The 18849-nt window shown below is 56.6% G+C and carries 22 protein-coding genes; 19 read left to right on the top strand and 3 right to left on the bottom strand.

Annotated elements, in window-relative coordinates:
* Nucleotides 1–7: 7 nt before the first annotated feature.
* The 15 genes from btuB to AACY09_RS07755 all read left to right on the top strand — a co-directional run bounded on the left by btuB (nucleotide 8) and on the right by AACY09_RS07755 (nucleotide 13174).
* Nucleotides 8–1858, top strand: a complete 1851-nt coding sequence (btuB, locus tag AACY09_RS07825) for a TonB-dependent vitamin B12 receptor (RefSeq protein ID WP_339487125.1) — start codon at nucleotides 8–10, stop codon at nucleotides 1856–1858.
* Between the two features lie 57 nt (nucleotides 1859–1915).
* Nucleotides 1916–2488, top strand: a complete 573-nt coding sequence (locus tag AACY09_RS07820; protein ID WP_339487124.1) for a hypothetical protein — start codon at nucleotides 1916–1918, stop codon at nucleotides 2486–2488.
* Nucleotides 2489–2551: 63 nt separating this feature from the next.
* On the top strand, nucleotides 2552–3853 hold the full coding sequence (locus tag AACY09_RS07815; RefSeq protein WP_339487123.1) for a cobyrinate a,c-diamide synthase: 1302 nt from the start codon (nucleotides 2552–2554) through the stop codon (nucleotides 3851–3853).
* Nucleotides 3850–4494 carry a 5,6-dimethylbenzimidazole synthase gene (bluB, locus tag AACY09_RS07810; protein ID WP_339487122.1) on the top strand — a complete coding sequence of 215 codons (645 nt, stop codon included), beginning with the start codon at nucleotides 3850–3852 and terminating at the stop codon, nucleotides 4492–4494. The genes AACY09_RS07815 and bluB overlap by 4 nt, the downstream gene beginning before the upstream one ends.
* A 232-nt stretch (nucleotides 4495–4726) precedes the next feature.
* Nucleotides 4727–5635 (top strand): adenosylcobinamide-phosphate synthase CbiB, encoded by a 909-nt coding sequence (gene cbiB / locus AACY09_RS07805; protein ID WP_339487121.1) that lies wholly within the window; start codon nucleotides 4727–4729, stop codon nucleotides 5633–5635.
* Nucleotides 5628–6617, top strand: a complete 990-nt coding sequence (cobD, locus tag AACY09_RS07800) for a threonine-phosphate decarboxylase CobD (RefSeq protein WP_339487120.1) — start codon at nucleotides 5628–5630, stop codon at nucleotides 6615–6617. Before cbiB ends, cobD begins: the two co-directional genes overlap by 8 nt.
* Before the next feature lie 17 nt (nucleotides 6618–6634).
* The gene (locus AACY09_RS07795; RefSeq protein WP_339487851.1) at nucleotides 6635–8095 is read left to right on the top strand and encodes a cobyric acid synthase; all 1461 of its coding nucleotides are present in this window, start codon (nucleotides 6635–6637) and stop codon (nucleotides 8093–8095) included.
* Between the two features lie 18 nt (nucleotides 8096–8113).
* Entirely contained in the window at nucleotides 8114–8635 is a 522-nt protein-coding gene (gene cobU / locus AACY09_RS07790) for a bifunctional adenosylcobinamide kinase/adenosylcobinamide-phosphate guanylyltransferase (RefSeq protein ID WP_339487119.1), read from the top strand.
* Nucleotides 8632–9687, top strand: coding sequence for a nicotinate-nucleotide--dimethylbenzimidazole phosphoribosyltransferase (gene cobT / locus AACY09_RS07785; RefSeq protein ID WP_339487118.1), 1056 nt, complete (start codon nucleotides 8632–8634; stop codon nucleotides 9685–9687). Before cobU ends, cobT begins: the two co-directional genes overlap by 4 nt.
* Nucleotides 9684–10292 (top strand): alpha-ribazole phosphatase family protein, encoded by a 609-nt coding sequence (gene cobC / locus AACY09_RS07780; protein WP_339487117.1) that lies wholly within the window; start codon nucleotides 9684–9686, stop codon nucleotides 10290–10292. The genes cobT and cobC overlap by 4 nt, the downstream gene beginning before the upstream one ends.
* Nucleotides 10277–11011, top strand: coding sequence for an adenosylcobinamide-GDP ribazoletransferase (locus AACY09_RS07775; RefSeq protein WP_339487116.1), 735 nt, complete (start codon nucleotides 10277–10279; stop codon nucleotides 11009–11011). Before cobC ends, AACY09_RS07775 begins: the two co-directional genes overlap by 16 nt.
* 23 nt (nucleotides 11012–11034) lie before the next feature.
* Complete coding sequence (locus AACY09_RS07770) at nucleotides 11035–11304, top strand: hypothetical protein (RefSeq protein ID WP_339487115.1); 270 nt, start codon at nucleotides 11035–11037, stop codon at nucleotides 11302–11304.
* Between the two features lie 95 nt (nucleotides 11305–11399).
* Nucleotides 11400–11813 (top strand): MarR family winged helix-turn-helix transcriptional regulator, encoded by a 414-nt coding sequence (locus AACY09_RS07765; RefSeq protein WP_339487114.1) that lies wholly within the window; start codon nucleotides 11400–11402, stop codon nucleotides 11811–11813.
* Between the two features lie 30 nt (nucleotides 11814–11843).
* Entirely contained in the window at nucleotides 11844–13052 is a 1209-nt protein-coding gene (locus AACY09_RS07760) for an MFS transporter (protein WP_339487113.1), read from the top strand.
* Nucleotides 13049–13174, top strand: a complete 126-nt coding sequence (locus tag AACY09_RS07755; RefSeq protein WP_339487112.1) for a hypothetical protein — start codon at nucleotides 13049–13051, stop codon at nucleotides 13172–13174. The genes AACY09_RS07760 and AACY09_RS07755 overlap by 4 nt, the downstream gene beginning before the upstream one ends.
* 216 nt (nucleotides 13175–13390) lie before the next feature.
* Here the strand turns inward: AACY09_RS07755 and AACY09_RS07750 are convergent, their stop codons facing one another.
* The 3 genes from AACY09_RS07750 to AACY09_RS07740 form a co-directional block, all read right to left on the bottom strand.
* Entirely contained in the window at nucleotides 13391–14647 is a 1257-nt protein-coding gene (locus tag AACY09_RS07750; RefSeq protein ID WP_339487111.1) for an OmpP1/FadL family transporter, read from the bottom strand.
* 198 nt (nucleotides 14648–14845) lie between these two features.
* Entirely contained in the window at nucleotides 14846–15325 is a 480-nt protein-coding gene (locus AACY09_RS07745; protein WP_339487110.1) for a hypothetical protein, read from the bottom strand.
* 226 nt (nucleotides 15326–15551) lie between these two features.
* The gene (locus AACY09_RS07740) at nucleotides 15552–16406 is read right to left on the bottom strand and encodes a sulfurtransferase (protein WP_339487109.1); all 855 of its coding nucleotides are present in this window, start codon (nucleotides 16404–16406) and stop codon (nucleotides 15552–15554) included.
* A gap of 179 nt (nucleotides 16407–16585) precedes the next feature.
* Between AACY09_RS07740 and AACY09_RS07735 the strand changes: the two genes are divergently transcribed.
* The 4 genes from AACY09_RS07735 to AACY09_RS07720 form a co-directional block, all read left to right on the top strand.
* Nucleotides 16586–16957 (top strand): SpoIIAA family protein, encoded by a 372-nt coding sequence (locus AACY09_RS07735; protein WP_339487108.1) that lies wholly within the window; start codon nucleotides 16586–16588, stop codon nucleotides 16955–16957.
* Between the two features lie 36 nt (nucleotides 16958–16993).
* Complete coding sequence (locus AACY09_RS07730; protein WP_339487107.1) at nucleotides 16994–17377, top strand: VOC family protein; 384 nt, start codon at nucleotides 16994–16996, stop codon at nucleotides 17375–17377.
* A gap of 95 nt (nucleotides 17378–17472) precedes the next feature.
* Nucleotides 17473–18156, top strand: coding sequence for a spermidine synthase (locus AACY09_RS07725; RefSeq protein WP_339487106.1), 684 nt, complete (start codon nucleotides 17473–17475; stop codon nucleotides 18154–18156).
* Between the two features lie 349 nt (nucleotides 18157–18505).
* Nucleotides 18506–18849 (top strand): IS110 family transposase (locus AACY09_RS07720; RefSeq protein WP_339487105.1); only part of this gene is annotated, 344 nt, incomplete at its 3' end.

The raw sequence follows: 18849 nt of genomic DNA, 5'->3' as shown, positions 1-18849 counted from the left end.
ATACGCAATGAACAGTAAGTCCTTTTTCACGTCAGCAGCCGTCGTGCTGTGTGGCGTTTCCACTGGTTCACAGGTTTTCGCAGCAGAACCGAACCAGCTTGATGATACCGTGGTCACTGCCACTCGTACGGCGCAAACGGCCAGTCAGAGCCTGGCTGCCGTCACTGTATTTGATCGTGCTGAAATCGAGCAAAGTCAGGTGAGTTCCGTACCTGAGTTATTACGTAAAGTCCCAGGTGTTTCCTTTGCCAATAATGGTGGGCCGGGCAAGTCGACCTCGCTGTTTATGCGCGGCACTGAATCCGACCACGTATTGGTGATGATTGACGGGGTCAAGATTGGCTCTGTCAGTTCGGGCGGCGCAGCCCTGCAGGATTTGCCAATCGAATTGATCGAGCGGATTGAAGTGGTGCGCGGTCCGCGTTCAAGCCTCTATGGTTCAGAGGCGATTGGCGGGGTTATCCAGATTTTCACCCGCAAGGGCCAGAGCGGCGGCGCTAAACCCTTTTTCTCAGCGGGCTACGGCACTCACGACACCTACACCGGCAGCGCCGGCGTCTCCGGTGGCGACGATAAAGGCTGGTACAGCCTGGGTGTCAGCAGCTCGGACACTGACGGGATCAATGTCAAATCTGCGGGCATTAGCGGTGCAGAAAGCGATGACGACGGTTACCGCAATCTTTCTGGCAGCCTCAGCGCGGGCTATCGCTTCGACAATGGGCTGGAACTGGACGGCAACGTACTCAAGGCCAAGTCGCATAACGACTACGACAGCGTAAGCCGCAGCCGTACCTCAGGCTTTAATGCCAATGCAGATGGCGAGTCCAACGTCTATGGCGCTCGTGCTCGGTTCTCCCCCTTTGATGTCTGGCAGGTCACCTTGCAGGCTGGACGCAGTGAAGACAAGTCAGATGCCTTCACCGATGGTAGCTTTAATTCCCGCTTTGACAGCCGTCGTGACACAGCAAGTTGGCAGAACGATTTACAGATTGCGGACGGTCAAACCCTGACCTTGGGCACTGACTACCAGCGTGATGAAATCAACGGCAGCACTGACTACGATCAGGACTCGCGCGACAATAACGGCTACTTCGTACAGTACTTGGGTGATGTCGGCCGGCATGACTGGCAAGTGGCGTTGCGCCGCGATGATAACCAGCAGTTTGGCGATCACCAGACCGGCAATATCGCCTATGGCTTTGCCTTGACCGATTGGTTGCGCAGTACGGTCAGTTACGGCACTGCATTTAAGGCACCGACCTTTAATGAGTTGTACTTTCCCGACTATGGCAATCCAAACTTGGATGCTGAAACCTCAGAAAGCATCGAAATAGGGCTTACCGGTCAGCACGATTGGGGTCATTGGGTGGTTAACGCCTTCCGCACCGAAATTGACGACTTGATTGCTTATGACGCTTCGATTGAGGGGCCGTCAAATGTCGATAAAGCGCGTATCAACGGTGTAGAGCTGGTTGTCGCCAGTCAGTTGTACGGTTTTGACTGGAGTGCCAACTACACGCTCATGGACCCGGAAAACCAGTCGAGCGGGGCCAATGACGGCAACGAATTGGCGCGTCGTGCCAAGCAATTGTTCAACCTTGATATTGACCGCCGGATAGGCAAATTCAGCGTCGGCGGCAGCGTACATGCAGAAGGGCAACGTTATGACGATCTGGCCAACACCAAGGAGCTCTCGGGGTTCGCCACGGTTGATTTACGCGGTGAGTATCGCCTGACCGAAGAATGGCGCGTGCAAAGTCGTGTCGCCAATTTACTGGGTGCCGATTACGAAACTGCCGACGGCTATAACCAGCCGGGCCAAGCCGTGTATCTAAGTGTGCGCTACCAGGCGCTCTAGTCGCTAAGCCTTTGCCAGGACGCCGGATTGGCGTCTTGGCCATATCAACAGGAGAGAATGATGAATCTTTCACCGCGCAACCAGTTGCTGATTGGCATTGCGCTTGGCGCATTGATGGCCATGACCCGGGGTCAGCACTTCGCAACGGTCAATCTGCCCAGTGCTTCCTGGGCCGTGTTTTTCCTTGCCGGCGTTTTGCTGAAGCCGCGCTGGGTATTTCCGGCGTTGTTTGTCGAGGCTTCGCTGTTCGATATGGCCGCCGTGCAATGGGCAGGTGTGAGCGACTGGTGCATGTCGCCAGCCTATTGGATGTTAGTGCCTGCATACGGGACCCTGTGGTTCGGTGGTCGGCTGTACGCCGGCATGCATCGTCACCAATGGAGCAATCTGCTGTTGCTCGCTGCAATGGCTTCGCTCAGCGCCTTTGTTTGCTACCTGTTTTCCGGCGGTGGATTTCTATTTTTCTCGGGTCGCTACCCAGACCCAAGCATGTCTCAATTGGTTGAACGCATTGCCCTGTATTACCCGCGTAACCTGACCAACCTGGCCTTGTATCTGGGCGTTGCCAGTGTTTTCTACCTGGGTCTGAACGCCGCCTTTGCCGCCCGTCAACGCGAGGTGCAGTCGTAGTCATGTTTAGCCAGACCCATACCGGGTTTTCGCGGGTTCAATATTATGTGCAGGGTAATTGAGATGAACAGCACGCGAGTCCATCAGTGTCCGGCATTGCTGATCGCAGCGCCGGCCTCTGGGCAAGGTAAAACCACAGTCACCGCGGCGCTGGCGCGCTTGTATTCGCGTCAAGGTAAGCGGGTCCAAGTGTTCAAGTGTGGGCCGGATTTCCTTGATCCGATGATTCTCGCGCGCGCCTCTGGTCAGCCGGTTTATCAGCTGGATTTGTGGATGGTTGGCGAGGCTGAAAGCCAGCGCTTGCTTTGGCAAGCAGCAGGCGAGGCGGATTTGATTTTGATTGAAGGGGTGATGGGTCTGTTTGATGGCTCGCCATCGGCTGCCGATCTTTCCCGACACTTTAAGGTGCCTGTGATGGCGGTGATTGACGCCTCGGCCATGGCGCAAACCTTTGCTGCGGTGGCCCATGGTTTAGCCACCTTTCAAGCGGGTTTGCCATTCTCCGGGGTGTTGGGTAATCGCGTGGGCAGCGTGCGCCATGGGCAAATATTGGCAGATGCATTGCCCGAGTCTATCCGCTGGTACGGCGCATTGCCGCGCAGTGCCGAGATCGAGTTGCCAAGCCGCCACCTGGGGTTGGTTCAGGCGAATGAGTTGACTGATCTTGACGCCCGGTTGGATGCCGCCGCCGATGCGCTGGCATCCAGTGCGCAGGTTGAACTGCCGCCAGCCATTAGCTTCGCGGCCCCCGTTGCGCGAGCTATTGAACCACTGCTGGCGGGCGTGCGGATTGCGGTTGCGCGGGATGCGGCATTCGCCTTTATATATCAAGCCAACCTGGATCTTCTGCGTGAGCTGGGCGCCACGCTGTGCTTCTTTTCTCCACTTGATGATGGCGCGTTACCTCAAGTCGATAGTCTGTACTTGCCCGGTGGTTATCCCGAGTTGCACCTTGCGCAGTTGGCAACGAATGCTGGCATGGCTGCCGCTATCAGGCAGCATCATGGCGCAGGTAAACCGATCTTGGCCGAGTGCGGCGGCATGCTTTATGTGCTGGAGTCGCTGACCGATCAGCAGGGCGAGACAGGGGCAATGCTCGGTTTGCTAGATGCACGCGCAGCAATGCAGCCGCGGCTGACTGCCCTGGCTTTACAGGAAGTCGAACTGCCTGAGGGATTGCTCCGCGGACACACCTTTCACCACTCCACAATTAAGGGCGAATTACCTGAAGTCGCCCGTGGTGAATGCCCGAATTACCGACGTACCCGCGAGTCGGTATATCGTCAGGGCCGACTGACAGCCTCCTATATTCACTTTTACTTTGCCTCGAACCCGCGTGCTGTTGCTGAGATTTTTCGGCCATGAATGAGCACGCTTACAGCGCCGCAGAGCGCGCTGCGATCTACCGGGTCATCGCCGAGCGACGTGACATGCGCCATTTCAGTGGTGGTGAAGTCGCCCCTGAGTTGTTGGCGAAATTGCTTGAGGCCGCGCATCAAGCACCAAGCGTCGGGCTGATGCAGCCCTGGAGGTTTATTCGCATCACTCGGGTGCAGACCCGCGAAGCGATCGCTGAGTTGGTCGAGCAAGAACGGCTGCGCACTGCCGAAGCACTTGATCAGCGCTCTGACGAGTTTATGCAGCTTAAGGTCGAGGGTGTTCGTGAGTGCGCCGAGTTGTTGGTGGTCGGTTTGATGGATCGACGCGAGGCGCACATTTTTGGCCGGCGTACCTTGCCAGAGATGGATTTGGCCTCGGTGGCCTGTGCGATTCAAAATATGTGGCTGGCAGCACGTGCTGAAGGGTTGGGCATGGGCTGGGTGTCACTGTTTGATCCATTCAAATTGGGCAAGCTATTGAACATGCCGGCTGGCAGTAAGCCTGTCGCTGTTTTGTGCCTTGGGCCAGTAAAGGCTTTTTATTCCAATCCCATGCTTCAGGAGCAGGGTTGGGCGCAGCCACGCGAGCTGAGCGAGCTGCTCTCAGAAAATCAGTGGGGCGAATAATGCCGCGCATCATCGGCTTGACCTGCGAAGTCTGTGAGACCGTGCGGCAGTCGCCGACATGCTGGACATCGGGCGTTATCCGGGAGCGCTCTAAGGAAAATATTGCTGCGTGGCTTAATCAACAGCTGCACGAGATCACCTCGGCAGATATCCTCCCGCCCGGCACTGCGGCGCTCAGCGATGGAGTGCAGCAGTTACAGGCATTGATAAGAGGTTGCGCAGAAGCGCGAGGATGAGTTTGTTTTTAAGCACTGTTGCCGCTGTGGCGGCGGATGCCATTTTTGGTGAATCTAAAGGGTGGCATCCACTGGTGGCCTTTGGGCAATGGGCCGAGCGCATTGAACAGCGGTTTAATCCGTCTGGAGCGGGCTGGCGCAGTCATGGCGTCAGCGCCTGGTGTCTGGCTGTGTTGCCGTTGACCGCGCTGGCCTGGCTGCTGAGTCAGGTGTCAGCATTCGGCTGGTTTGTTGAGATTGTCGCGTTGTATGTTGCCTTGGGACTGCGCAGCCTTGGCGAGCATGCGCGGCCAGTGGCGCAAGCGCTACGTTTGGGGGATCTGGCACTGGCCCGCGAACGAGTGGGTTATATGGTCAGCCGCAATACCGCTCAGCTCGATGCCCATGGAGTGGCCCGTGCGGGCACCGAGTCGGTCTTGGAAAATGGCAGTGACGCCGTCTTTGCGGCGTTGTTCTGGTTCATCATCGCGGGTGCGCCCGGCGTGGTTTTGTACCGCTTGAGCAATACCCTGGATGCGATGTGGGGTTATCGCAATGAGCGCTTTGAACGCTTTGGCTGGGCCGCTGCGAAAATAGACGATCTGCTTAATTACATTCCAGCGCGTCTGGTTGCCCTGACCTATGCGCTGCTTGGCAATACCTGCGAAAGTTTGCGTTGCTGGCGCAGGCAAGCGCCATTGTGGGACAGCCCCAATGCAGGCCCGGTAATGGCTGCCGGGGCAGGGGCCTTGAATGTTCAGCTAGGCGGCGCTGCGCAATATCACGGGGAAAACCATCATCGCCCTGACCTGGGTGCCGGGCCACAGGCTCGCGCTGCCGATATCGAGCGTGCGCTCAATCTGGTTTACGGCGGCGTCCTTCTCTGGTTGCTGCTGTTGGGCGCTTGGGCGTTGTTCAATGCTTGAACACGGCGGACGGTTACGACTTGCGGCGCTGCAATATGGTATCGCGCTGCCCGATTGGCTCGACTTGTCCACCGGCGTAGCGCCCTATGGTTTAACGCTGCCGGATATTCCCGCCGCGGTTTGGCAGCGGCTACCCGAGACGGAGGACGGTCTGGAGGCCGCCGCACGGGATTACTATGCTTGCGGCGCGCTGTTACCCGTGGCTGGTTCGCAGGCGGCTATTCAGGCCTTGCCGCGACTGCGGCGCAGATCAATTGTCGGCATGGTGCCCTTGGCCTACGCCGAACATGCGGCTGCATGGCGCCGTTATGGGCATAAGTTGCTGACGTTTAGCGAAGCCAGTATCAACCGTGCACTCGACCGTCTCGATGTGATGGTATTGGTCAATCCCAATAACCCGACCGGGCGCCTTATCGAGCCTGAGCAATTGCTGGCCTGGCACGCGCGTCTGGCTGAGCGTGGCGGCTGGCTGGTGGTTGATGAAGCCTTTATCGACTGCACCCCGGAGCTGAGTCTGGCCAAGTATAGCCATCTACCGGGATTGATCGTGCTGCGCTCGTTTGGCAAGTTTTTCGGCATGGCTGGAGCGCGTTTGGGTTTTGTTCTGGCGCAACAGCGCTTGCTGCAGGACCTTGCCGAGATGCTTGGGCCATGGCCAATTAATGGGCCAACCCGGCTGGTTGCAACCACCTTGTTAAGCGACTTTGAGGGCCAGTCTGCGCAGCGCCAACGACTCCAGAATGACGCCCAGCGGCTGCAGGAACTGCTGGTCGCGCAAGGCTTGCCTGCACTGGGCGGCTGCGCGTTATTTCAGTGGTCGGCCACAGAACAGGCGTCACAGCTGTTTGAGTATCTGGCCAATCAAGGCATTTTGCTGCGTCACTTCGAGTATCCGCAAAGCCTGCGCTTCGGGCTGCCGGGCGATGAATCCGGCTGGCAGCGCTTGCGCGCTGGGCTGCAAGCTTTTAATGAGCGTCAATAATGACTAACAAACAACCGATGCAAAGCGCCACATTGATGGTGCAAGGCACCACATCAGACGCCGGTAAAAGTACCTTGGTGACGGCGCTTTGCCGGTGGTTGGTGCGCCAAGGCATTAGCGTGGTGCCATTCAAGCCACAAAATATGGCGCTCAATAGCGCCGTTACCGCCGAAGGCGGCGAAATTGGCCGCGCGCAAGCGGTGCAGGCGCAAGCGGCAGGTTTAGCGCCGCACACCGATATGAACCCCATATTGCTCAAGCCCAGCAGCGATACCGGCGCTCAAGTAATTATTCACGGCCGGGCAATCACTCATATGAATGCGGTGGCCTATCACGACTACAAAAAGGTCGCGATGACTGCCGTGCTGGAGTCGCATCAACGGTTGCGCAGCGCTTATCCGGTGGTCATGGTTGAAGGCGCGGGCTCGCCTGCGGAGATCAATCTGCGTGCAGGTGATATCGCCAATATGGGCTTTGCCGAAGCGGTCGATTGCCCGGTTATCCTGATTGCGGATATCGACAAAGGCGGGGTATTCGCTCACTTGGTCGGCACCCTGGCGCTGTTGTCAGAAAGTGAGCAGGCGCGGGTCAAAGGTTTTGTGATTAATCGCTTTCGTGGCGACATTGCCTTACTGCAACCGGGGCTGGACTGGTTGGAAGCGCGCACGGGGAAACCGGTGTTGGGGGTGTTGCCGTACTTGATGGATTTTCATCTCGAAGCGGAAGATGCGATCGACACGCGGCAAGTCAGCAAAGCTGAGCAGGTGCTGCGGGTGATTGTGCCAGTATTGCCGCGCATCAGTAATCATACCGATTTCGATCCCCTGCGTTTGCATCCCCAGGTTGAGCTGACATTTGTCGGGCCCGGCCAGCCAATCCCTACTGCCGATTTGATTATTCTGCCGGGCTCGAAAGCTGTGCGCGCAGATCTGGCGTTCTTGCGTGAGCAGGGCTGGGATCTGGCGATCAATAAACACCTGCGTTACGGCGGCAAAGTGCTGGGGGTGTGCGGTGGCTTACAGATGCTCGGCAACAGCATTGATGATCCCCACGGGCTGGAAGGTGCTCCCGGTTGTAGCGCGGGTTTACGCCTGTTGCCGATCGACACTGTGCTTGAGTCGCACAAGCAATTGCGCAATGTGACTGGGCGCCTGCAGGCCACAGGCGCAGCGATTAGTGGGTATGAAATCCATGCTGGCGTCAGTGTGATTGATCCATCGCTGGCCCCAGCGGTTGAACTCGATGATGGGCGCCGCGATGGTGCTGTCAGCGCCGATGGGCAGATTCTGGCGACCTATCTGCATGGTTTGTTCGAGTCCACGGCGGCCTGTACCTCGTTGCTGCAATGGGCCGGTTTGACTGAGGTTGAAACGGTTGATTATCACGCCCTGCGTGAACGCGATATCGAACGTCTGGCCGATATGGTTGAGGCGCATCTGGATGGCGCCGTGTTGAAACAGCTGTGCGGGTTAAGCTGATGCAGATCGAGGTAAAGCATGCATGAATTGATTCTCGGTGGCGCCCGCTCGGGCAAGAGTCACCTGGCAGAACGCTTGGCGCTGGAGTCGGGCCTGGCGGTCACCTATATCGCCACCAGCGAGCCGCTTGATTTAGAGATGGGGCAGCGTATCGCCCATCATCGCCAGCGGCGCCCGGTCCATTGGCAATTGATTGAAGAGCCATTGCAACTGGCCAAGGTATTGCGCGACAACGCTGCCCCGGAGCGCTGTTTGCTGGTTGACTGCCTGACGCTGTGGCTGAGCAATTTGCTTATGTTGAACGATGATGAGCGTCTGCAGCATGAAATTGACGCGCTGTTGGCATGCTTCGAGGCGCTGCCCGGGCGGATCATTTTTGTCAGCAATGAAACCGGGTTGGGGGTGATTCCCCTTGGTGAGTTGACCCGTCGTTATGTAGACCAGGCCGGCTGGTTGCATCAAGCCCTGGCTGAGCGGTGCCAGCGTGTGGTGTTCACGGTTGCTGGCCTGCCGATGCTACTAAAAGGTGCTGCGTTATGAATGAGTCATGGTTGCAGCAACCCTGCCGTCAGCCCGATTTGACCGTGCAGCAGGGTGCCGAAGCGCGTCAGACACAGCTTACTAAGCCTGCCGGATCCTTGGCTCTGTTAGAACAGCTCGCGGTGCGGTTGGCAGGACTACAAGGGCGTGAGAGACCTGCGCTTGAGCATATCTGGATCAGTATCTTCGCCGCTGATCATGGCATCGCCAATGAAGGTGTGTCGGCTTTTCCGCAAGAAGTTACCGGCCAGATGCTGCGTAACTTTGTCAGTGGCGGGGCAGCCATCAGCGTGTTGTCGCGTCAGTTGGCGGCGCAGCTTGAGGTGATAGACCTGGGCACCGCGACTGCGCTTGAGCCACTGCCCGGCGTGCGTCATTTGGCCTTGGGTGCAGGAACCCAAAGCTTCCTGCAGGGGCCGGCGATGAGCCGCTTGCAAGTGCTGCAAGCCCTTGGCGCGGGATGTGATGCGGTGCTGCGCGCTCAAGCCGCAGGCACCCAGCTGTTTATCGCCGGCGAGATGGGCATTGCCAACACCACATCTGCCTCGGCACTGGCCTGTTGGTTGCTGCAATGTGATGCCCAAACTGTAGTCGGGCCCGGCACTGGTCTCGATGCTGCGGCGATGGCCCATAAAGCCCGGGTGATTGATGCGGCACTGGCCCTGCATCGCCCGCATATAACCGATGTCATCGATGGCCTGCGCCGTATTGGAGGCTTTGAAATTGCCGCTCTAACGGGCGCTTATTTGGCCTGCGCACAGCACGGCATCGCAGTGCTGGTTGATGGCTTTATCTGCACTGTCGCCGCCTTGGTTGCGCAGCGCTTGAATCCAGATTGCTCGCCTTGGTTATTCTTCGCTCATCAGGGCGCAGAGCCGGGGCATGCCAAGGTCTTGCAAGCACTCGATGGGCAACCGTTGCTGACCCTGGGTTTGCGCCTCGGTGAGGGCAGTGGTGCGGCCTTGGCTGCACCCTTGCTGAGGATGGCCTGTGCACTGCATAACGACATGGCGACTTTTGCTGAGGCCGCTGTTGCCGGGCGCTCAGCATGACAGTCCAGCTCGATTTGTTGCGCCATGGTGAAACCGAACAGGGCGGCGGCTTGCGGGGCTCCATTGACGATGCCTTGACCGCCACCGGGTGGGCCCAACTGCGCGGTGCACTTGCCAACGCTCTGAGTGCACAGCAGGGCGGGGCGTCGTGGGATCGGATCGTCAGTTCGCCCTTGCAGCGTTGCGCTCGCTTTGCTGAAGAAGTCGCTCAGATGCAGGGCATTGCCTTTAGTTTCGAGCCGGCTTTGCAAGAACTGCATTTCGGTGACTGGGAGGGCCTTAGCAGTGCCGCGCTGATGCAGCAGGATGCCCAAGGCCTTGGCCAGTTCTGGGCTGATCCTTATGCCTTTACGCCGCCCAATGGCGAACCCTTGACCCAGTTCGAAGCCCGAATCCTGGCCAGCCTGGAGCAGTTGCAGCACAAATATGCTGGGGAACGGATTTTGCTGATCACCCACGGCGGGGTGATGCGCTTGTTGTTGGCCAGAGCGCGGGGGTTTGCGCGGAGTGATTTGATGCAGGTCAGTGTTGGCCATGCTCAGCTGATTCGACTCGAGCTAGACGCTGATGGCCAATTACGTGAGCGCCTATGCAAGCATTTATGATCGCCCTGCAGTTCTTGACGCGGCTGCCTATCACGCTCAAGCAGGTGCCTGGCGCCGAGCAAAATGGTCGCTCAGCACTTTACTATCCGCTGGTGGGCTTGCTTATTGGCGCTGTGTTGTTGCTTGCCCAGTCTCTGCTCAGCGGGGTGCCGCCAATGCTCCAGGCTGCGTTGTTGCTCAGCCTATGGGTGGCGATAACGGGCGGCTTGCATCTCGATGGCCTAGCCGACAGCGCCGATGCCTGGGCGGGCGGCTTTGGTGACAAGCAGCGGACCTTGGCGATCATGCAGGACCCGCGCAGTGGTCCTATTGCCGTGGTGGTAGTGCTGCTGTTGTTGCTGCTTAAGTTTGCTGCGCTGGCGGTCTTGCTCGATGCAGGTTCAAACCCGGCGCTGGTGTTGGCTCCATTGCTGGCGCGCAGTGCTTTACCTTTGCTGTTTTTAACCACGCCCTATGTGCGCAAGGGCGGTTTGGGGCAGGCGTTGTCCAGTCACTTACCCCGAGCGCACGTGCCCTGGCTGTTGGCGGCGGTGGTCGGGTTTGGGGTGATTTTTCTCCCCGGAGCTTGGCTGGCTGTGATCACCGCTGGATTGGTTTTTCTCCTCTGTCGCCAGCTTATGCTCAAGCGCCTTGGCGGCACGACTGGCGATACCGCAGGTGCGTTGCTTGAGGTTGTGGAGTGCGCGATAGTGGTGGTGCTCGCCTGCGCGACGAGTTAACTGACGGCTCGAAGGATTGTTCTATGCCTGAGAAAATAATCATTGCCTTAGTGGTTGTCGTCACCTTGGCGGCGCACTACTGGCTTTATCGCTGGGTAAAATTCAAGATCGACGAAGGGGTGGTCCTCAAATGCCTGGGCGATGCCACGTCACAGGGAAGTGCGGCGCCATTAAGCACTCAAGCAATTGCCCAGCAGACCCAAGTCAAACTCCAACGGGTGGCTAAGGTTTGTCAGCGAAGCCCAAAAATCCAGCGTTCAGCCAGCGTAGATGAAGCCTGGCAGCTGTCTTGACTGTTGGCCGGCAGATTGCCCTTTAACCCGCTCAAATAGCATGTCTGCATCGATTTCAATTGCTTATTTGATGATGCGGGTATATACCCCTAATTATGTTATCAACTGAATGTTTGTGCACTCAGCTGCGCCGTGCGAGTCGCGGTGTCAGCAAGCTCTACGACGATGCCTTAAGTGCTGTTGGGATCAATGTTGCCCAATATTCACTGCTCAAGCACTTGCAGCGCCTGCAACAGCCAAGTATTAGCGAGCTGGCTGATGCATTGGGTCTTGATCGCAGCACGCTCGGACGCAACCTGCGCGTCCTCGAAACCAAGGGCCTGGTGGTGATGCAAGAGGGTGCGGATCAACGCAATCGCATTGTCTTGCTCAGTGCTCAAGGCGAGCAGGCAATTATTCAGGCTTTTGTCGCATGGCAAGGTGTTCAGCAGCTTATTGTCCAGCGCATCGGGGCTGAGCAGGTGGAGACATTGGCTAATTTATTGACTGAGTTACAAGCGTTCGACTAACCGCAGCTCACGGCGCACTTAGGGATTGTTATGAAGAATGTATGGCGCACAAGTGGTTGGGTAATGCTCGGAGCTTCGCTGATCCTCGCGCTGTCGCTGGGGATTCGACATGGCTTCGGTTTGTTCTTGCCGCCGATGAGCGCGGAGTTTGGTTGGGGCCGTGAAGTCTTTGCCTTTGCGATTGCCCTGCAAAACCTGATCTGGGGGCTTACGCAGCCATTCACCGGCGCCATAGCCGACCGCTATGGTGCGCAGCGCACGGTGATTATTGGCGGTGTCTTGTATGCGCTGGGCTTGGTGTTGATGGGCTTTGCCGATTCGCTTTGGTCATTGTCTTTGAGCGCTGGTTTGCTTATCGGTATGGGGCTTTCAGCCACGTCGTTTTCGGTGATTCTGGGTGTAGTCGGGCGCACCGTTGCGGTTGAGGATCGCAGCATGGCAATGGGCATTGCCAGCGCCGCCGGCTCATTCGGTCAGTTTGCCATGTTGCCGGGTACCCTTGGCTTGATTAGCTGGCTGGGCTGGTCGTCGGCGTTGTTGGCGCTGGGGATGCTGGTCGCGCTGATTGTGCCCTTGGCAAAAATGATCAAGGACAAGCCACTGCCGATCCAGCACGGCGAGCAAACCTTGCTTGAGGCACTGCGTGAAGCCAGTACGCATTCGGGGTTCTGGTTGTTAGCCCTGGGCTTTTTTGTCTGTGGCTTTCAGGTGGTGTTTATCGGCGTGCATTTGCCGGCCTATCTGGTCGATCAGCATTTGCCGGCCTTGGTCGGCACCACCGTATTGGCGCTGATCGGTTTATTCAATGTCTTTGGCACGTACACCGCTGGCATGCTCGGTAGCCGTCGTTCCAAACCGCGCTTGCTCACTGGTTTGTACCTTGCCCGGGCAGTTGTGATCACTGCGTTTGTCTGGGCACCACTGACGGTATGGAGTGCTTATGCATTCGGCATCGCCATGGGCTTGCTCTGGCTGTCAACCGTGCCGCTTACCAACGGCACCATTGCCACTATGTTCGGTGTGCGTAATCTGTCGATGTTGGGTGGAATCGTGTTTCTGTTCCACCAACTCGGTGCATTTCTCGGTGGTTGGATGGGCGGATACCTCTATGACAAAACCGGCAATTATGATTTGGTTTGGCAGATATCAATCGGCTTGAGCCTGATCGCTGCTGCGCTTAACTGGCCCGTACGGGAACAACCGGTGGCGCGCCTGCAAAATGCTCAGGCCGCACTGTGAATCGAGTCTGGTTGATCCGCTCCAGCCTGGCGATTGCAGGGCTATTGCTGCTTGGTTTGATCTGGTGGGGCTGGCGTCAGGGTGGCTTGGCGGTGCTGCAGTTGGGCGTCGGCGTTTGTTGAGCGCTCATCCTGCTCAACGGGTTAGCCATTGCGGGGGGTGTCAAACCTGTTGCTGTGCAGATGATTGCTGTCAATGCGCAGGCGGGCGTTTAGCCGGATCAACAGCGGGTGTGTCGCAGCGCTGCTGGGCACTGTTGGCCATGATGTGGCGGTAGATTCGCGCGGCTTTATTATTGTTATTTGTGCCGCACAAATTGTGTGCTTGACCGCTACGCTTTAGAAGCGGTAAGTCACCTGAGCACCGAGACCGTGGGCGCTGTTTTCATAAGTAGAGCTGTAGTTGCCGCGCAATGGATCACTGTTGTTGATCTTGGCGTCGTCTTCTTTCAGGTAGGAATACGCCACGTCAATGGTCATGTCCTCGGTTGGGCTCCAGCCAGCACCCAAGCTCAAGATTTTGCGGTCACCGGTTGGGATACGCGGCGAACGGTCGGTGTTGTTGGCTGGTGACTGGTCAACGGCCAAGCCAGCACGTAATACCCACTGCTTGTTCAACTTGTAGGCGGCGCCAATTGCATGGGCCCAGGTGTCATGCCAGTTTTGCTCTTCGGTGATGGTCGCAAATGGCGCGCTAACACCTTCGTTGTCGACTGTGATGTCTTCCAGGCGGCTCCAGCGAGTGAAGGTGCTACCGGCGTAGACGGTCCACTGATCGTTGATGTCGTAGGTCAGGGACATATCGACAGACTCAGGCGTGGTGATGTCCAGGCTGGCGTCATACTTGCCTGTCAGGCCTAGCGCATTCAATGGGCTGCCATCTGGTGCTGAAATCTTGGTGTCGCCTTCAAGCTTGTAATCAACCTTGGAGTGGTAAGTCACACCGGCACGGACATGCTCGTTGAACTCGTACAGCACGCCGAAGTTATAACCAACGGCAACATCGTCACCCTTGATCTTTACCTTGCCGTCATCAGGCGTAAAGCTTGGGATCTTTGAGGTCAGTTCGCCGGAGATGTGGTTGATCGTTGGACCGAAACCGATCGACAAGTTGTCATTGAAGCGGTAGCTGACGGTCGGCTGCAGGGTAATGACCTGAACCTGGCTCTTATCGCCGAAGTAACGGCCCTGGAAATCACTCTCGTAGTCCGTTACCAGACCGAACGGCACATACATGCCGATACCGAAGCTGACTTTGTCATCGATTGGTTTGACGTAGTAGCCCATAGGCACGCCCACAACTGGCACCATATCGCCGTCATTGCTGCCGTTCAGGTTGCCGTCTGCTTTTTTGATGTCGGTTTTAGCAAACACCACTGCAGCACCCGCAGAGACTTGTTCGCGCTTCAGGCGTGACATGCCAGCCGGGTTGCCATACAGGGTAGTGGCGTCTTCGGCAGAAGAAGAGCGACCCGCAAAACCGGTACCCATGCCGCTGATGCTTTGCTCATTGAGGGCAAAGCCGCTGGCCAGGCTGTAGGTGGATGCGACGCTGATGGCTAAGGCCAAACTGCTTTTTAGAATTTTTTGGCTCACAGGAGGACTCCAAAGGGTAGCTGGGGAGCGCAAGCTAACAGGCTTTTTGGGGGTTTGCCAAGGGGTAGAAGTTCTCCTAAAAGCCAAGTTTTGTAGGACAATTTGTGGCGTTGTGCCGCTAACTTCGTTGATTGTGAACAGGCGTACACTGAATGAAATGGTCGCAAAGCCTGACTATTCGGACAGTTTGGCAATATGTCAGGCAACTTGACCGAGTTGGCCGATGCAGCGTTGCCATGCCTCGACAAAGTCTTGTGCGCGGCCCGTTGGTCGAAAAACATGACGCCAAATTGTTGCCATGCCTGCCAAATCATCCACTGCGGGCAGAGGACTGTGCTCTATTTCAATCAGCATCCAGGCAATTGCCGTGGCATAGCGCAGATTAACTGTTAGCTCTAAATGGGGGGCGTCTAGAAAGGCATGTTGACTGGCTAGCCCGCGAATCTTGCTTGCCAGGTCGGGATCAAAGGCTAAATGGCAATCCCAGAGCTGCTGGTGGCGAGTCTCTGTAATGCGAAACAGGCCATGCCCCAGTTTGTCATCGAGTTCGGCGCAAAGGCTCGATTGGCTGGCTGCTGCACCCAGCAACAAAGCTTCTGCAGCAGGTGAGTGGCGGCCCAGGTAGACCAATGTCGGGCGAATAACGTGCTGGCTCAGTTCACAGGCCGCAATTCCCATACCTTCCTCACAAAATAGAAGACCGGTAGGGCGTATGTTTGGGTACTGCTCGTTTGTATAAAAGCCCTGCCGGGGCGGGGTTAGCCGCTTATGTTGAAGTGTAGTGCGACCTTTGGGTTGTAAAGGACTGTTTTTAAATTGTTTTCTGCGTTGATAAATTACCTATATATCAGTTGGGAATTAACAAGCCCGCTGATGTAGCGGGTTTTAGGGGGGCTTTTGGAGTTTAAACGCCAGTGGCTACGGGCCTTTGCGGGTCGGTGATCCACTCACTCCATGAGCCTGCATAGAGCGGCGCCAGGGGATAGCCCGCCAAACATAAGCTAAACAGATTGTGGCAAGCAGTTACGCCGGAGCCACAGTAGGCAACCAGTTCCTCCGCAGCGCGTTGTCCGAGCAAATCACTGAAGCGCTGATGGAGCTGCGCCGGGGGCAAGAAGCGTCCATTACTGCCCAGGTTGTCAGTAAATACCGCACACTGGGCGCCCGGTATATGCCCGGCTACGGGGTCGAGAGGTTCCACTTCACCTTTGAAGCGCGGCAGCGCTCTGGCATCCAGCAATGTCATTTGGGTTGTATTGAGGCGGGCTTGGAGTTGCTCGGCGCTAAGCACGAGCGATGGGTCTGCCTGGCCACTGAAGGTGCCTACATTCGCCGGCAATGTTTCGTGGCTAAGGGCGAATCCCGCATCGTGCCATGCCTTTAGGCCGCCATCGAGCAGGTACACCCCCTCACGCTTCCCCAGCCATGCCAGCAACCACCAGGCTCGCGCCGCATAGGCACCCGGACCATCATCGTAAAGCACGACTTCACTGTGATTGTCCAAGCCAAGCTTGGCCAGCCTTGCGATCAGTTGTGCAGGTTGTGGCAATGGGTGGCGCCCAGTTACGCCTGCTGTGATTTCGCCCGACAAATCGCCTTCCAGATCAAGGTATTGCGCGCCGTCGATATGCCCTTCGGCGAAACTTCGCTGGCCGTAGCCGATGTCGTCGAGGGCAAACCGGCAATCGAAAATACGCAGGTCCGGGTTCTGCAGGTGGCCATGCAATTGTTCCGCGGTGATCAGTTGAGCGATAGGCATAGGTGGGCACTCTCGGGCTAATGGGGTAAATAGCTAAAGTGGGTTTTATCATTGCCGCAGGCAAACTCAAACCTTTCGGCGTGGTCTTACTCAGTAGGATACTGGTTGCTTTAAAACTTTTTAACGCATCTGCTGATTCTGAGGTGACGAGTGCAGGGCTGATTAGTGAGGTGAATAACATGCTGACAATTAAACCGAGTGAGCATACTAATATCATTGAATTCGAGCTTGATGGCAGCTTGAGCCGTGATGAGTTTGATCAATTGGCTGCGCGCATTGAACAGGTCATCACTGAATATGGGCAGGTGCGCATGGTTGAGGTCGTCAAGCATGTGGGGAGCATCTCTGCGTCCGCGTTATGGGCTGACTTTAAATTTGCGCCCAAGCACCTCAAGCATTTCTCCCATGTGGCAATTGTTGCCGATCAAAAATGGATTGGTTGGTTTAGCGAGTTGGTGAAGCCACTGATGCACGCCCAGATCAGTAACTTCAGGTTGGAGGAGCTGGATCAGGCGCGTCACTGGATTCGTAACGCCACTGATGTCGTTTGAGTATCGATTACCTTCTAATAATGAGAGCAAGGTGCAATGCAGCCACAACCTTTGATCGCTGTCGCCGATGTACCGCTCAGTAGCCTTTGGTACAAGCAATTGCTCGGCTGTAAGTCGGCCCATGGTGGCACTGAGTACGAACAGTTGGTTAACGCTCAGGGCCAAATGATTCTTCAATTACATGCGTGGGATGTTCACGATCATCCCTTGTTGGGGGATCGCAATGTCGAATCACGTGGCAACGGTATGTTGCTGTGGTTTCAGGTCAATGACTTTGCCGCCGCCCTGGTGCGTATCGCTGCGTTGCAAATCAAGGTGGTGCAGGGTCCATTGTTGAACCGCAATGCAATGCATCGTGAGGTCTGGCTGCGTGACCCCGACGGCTATACGGTGGTCTTGGCAGGGCAGCATGGCGACTGAGGCAGCTTTCTGGTTTTTCAGCGCGGGCAAATAGCCTTTTAAAGCCAGCTGGCGCTGCTGTATCGTGCGCGGCATTGACTTGAACCGAGTAGCCGATGAAACGCTTTGTGTTGCTGGACACCGCACCTATTCCTCAGAGCAGTTCCGCGCTGTGCCTGTTCGAGTATGGCGAGGATTTTGTGATCAAGATTGCCGGCGGTGACGGCGGTCAACTGATGAATACCCGAATGCACGGCTCTGAAGATGCCTTGGCGGCAATCCCGTGCAAGCGAGTTGCAGCGCGTCCTGAACCGCGCGTGCTGATTGGCGGGCTGGGGATGGGCTTCACCCTCGCGTCAGCCCTGTTGAGCCTCGGTAAAAACGCCGAAGTTGCCGTGGCCGAACTGGTGCCGGGTGTGATCGAGTGGAATCGTGGTGCGCTGGGCGCCAAGTCGGGTTATCCCATTAATGACCCACGCACACGGATTATTGAGGATGATGTTGCCAACGTCCTCAAAGTGGCTAAAGGCGACTATGACGCGATCATGCTTGATGTCGACAATGGCCCCGAGGGGCTGACGCAAAAGAGCAACACATGGCTGTACTCAATGGAAGGGTTGCGTCAGTGCCACAAAGCCTTGCGGGCCAAAGGCATGCTGGCCGTCTGGTCGTCGAGTGCGGATCGCAAGTTTTCCGAAAAAATCGCTAAAGCGGGCTTTAAAGCCGAAGCGGTTCAGGTTTATGCCCATGGCAACAAAGGCACTCGCCATACCATTTGGATCGCCGAAAAGCTGGGCTAATGATTGCCTGCTGGCGTTCATTTTTAGTGGGTGGAACAACACGAAGCTTGGCCATCGTGGCGTTGCGAATTCTCGAAGATCTGCGGCGTCTGATGGTGGCTGAGAAAGACGTCAACCACCCTTGTATCTCGACTACTCCCTCTCAGGAGGCGATAGTCTCCGACTGATCATCGGAGGAGAGAGTGCAAGTCGTGACCACCCTTAAGCCTCGAGCTTGCTTCGTAGATAGCGCTGCACTCCTCCGCACTCATCCATTAAGTCCGAACGGTATCCTGAGCCTCGAGCTCGCATCGGCAAGGTTGGACGGGTGAAGTGACGATCTAAACTAACTCAGTGAGGAGTAAGCGTCATGACGATTGTTGTCGGCATCGATATCGCCAAACACAGCTTCGATATCGCCACCCTGCAAGGCAATGGCAAGTACCGTACTAAGGCCAAGTTGAGTAACGATGCAGCTGGTTTTCAGGCATTCCAGCAATGGCTGCTCAAATACGCTGAAGCTGATGCTTGGATTGTGATGGAGGCTACGGGCATCTACCACGAAGCGTTGGCTGAGTGGCTGTTCCAACAGGACTATCGTGTCTGCATCCTTAATCCGGCCCAAGTGGCTTATTACGCGCGCAGCCAGTTACAACGAGTAAAAACGGACAAAGTCGATGCCAAACTCATCGCTGATTACGGCAACCGGCATCA

Source organism: Pseudomonas sp. EL_65y_Pfl2_R95 (genome assembly GCF_963971045.1).
GTDB lineage: Bacteria > Pseudomonadota > Gammaproteobacteria > Pseudomonadales > Pseudomonadaceae > Aquipseudomonas.
The sequence above is the reverse complement of the archived record's forward strand: the minus strand, read 5'-3'. Positions and strand labels throughout refer to the sequence as shown.

Bases quoted from the DNA above. Each gene is read 5' to 3' on its own strand.
- btuB (WP_339487125.1), top strand. From the start codon at position 8: ATGAACAGTAAGTCCTTTTTCACGTCAGCAGCCGTCGTGCTGTGTGGC.
- AACY09_RS07820 (WP_339487124.1), top strand. From the start codon at position 1,916: ATGATGAATCTTTCACCGCGCAACCAGTTGCTGATTGGCATTGCGCTT.
- AACY09_RS07815 (WP_339487123.1), top strand. From the start codon at position 2,552: ATGAACAGCACGCGAGTCCATCAGTGTCCGGCATTGCTGATCGCAGCG.
- bluB (WP_339487122.1), top strand. From the start codon at position 3,850: ATGAATGAGCACGCTTACAGCGCCGCAGAGCGCGCTGCGATCTACCGG.
- cbiB (WP_339487121.1), top strand. From the start codon at position 4,727: ATGAGTTTGTTTTTAAGCACTGTTGCCGCTGTGGCGGCGGATGCCATT.
- cobD (WP_339487120.1), top strand. From the start codon at position 5,628: ATGCTTGAACACGGCGGACGGTTACGACTTGCGGCGCTGCAATATGGT.
- AACY09_RS07795 (WP_339487851.1), top strand. From the start codon at position 6,635: ATGCAAAGCGCCACATTGATGGTGCAAGGCACCACATCAGACGCCGGT.
- cobU (WP_339487119.1), top strand. From the start codon at position 8,114: ATGCATGAATTGATTCTCGGTGGCGCCCGCTCGGGCAAGAGTCACCTG.
- cobT (WP_339487118.1), top strand. From the start codon at position 8,632: ATGAATGAGTCATGGTTGCAGCAACCCTGCCGTCAGCCCGATTTGACC.
- cobC (WP_339487117.1), top strand. From the start codon at position 9,684: ATGACAGTCCAGCTCGATTTGTTGCGCCATGGTGAAACCGAACAGGGC.
- AACY09_RS07775 (WP_339487116.1), top strand. From the start codon at position 10,277: ATGCAAGCATTTATGATCGCCCTGCAGTTCTTGACGCGGCTGCCTATC.
- AACY09_RS07770 (WP_339487115.1), top strand. From the start codon at position 11,035: ATGCCTGAGAAAATAATCATTGCCTTAGTGGTTGTCGTCACCTTGGCG.
- AACY09_RS07765 (WP_339487114.1), top strand. From the start codon at position 11,400: ATGTTATCAACTGAATGTTTGTGCACTCAGCTGCGCCGTGCGAGTCGC.
- AACY09_RS07760 (WP_339487113.1), top strand. From the start codon at position 11,844: ATGAAGAATGTATGGCGCACAAGTGGTTGGGTAATGCTCGGAGCTTCG.
- AACY09_RS07745 (WP_339487110.1), bottom strand. From the start codon at position 15,325: ATGGGAATTGCGGCCTGTGAACTGAGCCAGCACGTTATTCGCCCGACA.
- AACY09_RS07740 (WP_339487109.1), bottom strand. From the start codon at position 16,406: ATGCCTATCGCTCAACTGATCACCGCGGAACAATTGCATGGCCACCTG.
- AACY09_RS07735 (WP_339487108.1), top strand. From the start codon at position 16,586: ATGCTGACAATTAAACCGAGTGAGCATACTAATATCATTGAATTCGAG.
- AACY09_RS07730 (WP_339487107.1), top strand. From the start codon at position 16,994: ATGCAGCCACAACCTTTGATCGCTGTCGCCGATGTACCGCTCAGTAGC.
- AACY09_RS07725 (WP_339487106.1), top strand. From the start codon at position 17,473: ATGAAACGCTTTGTGTTGCTGGACACCGCACCTATTCCTCAGAGCAGT.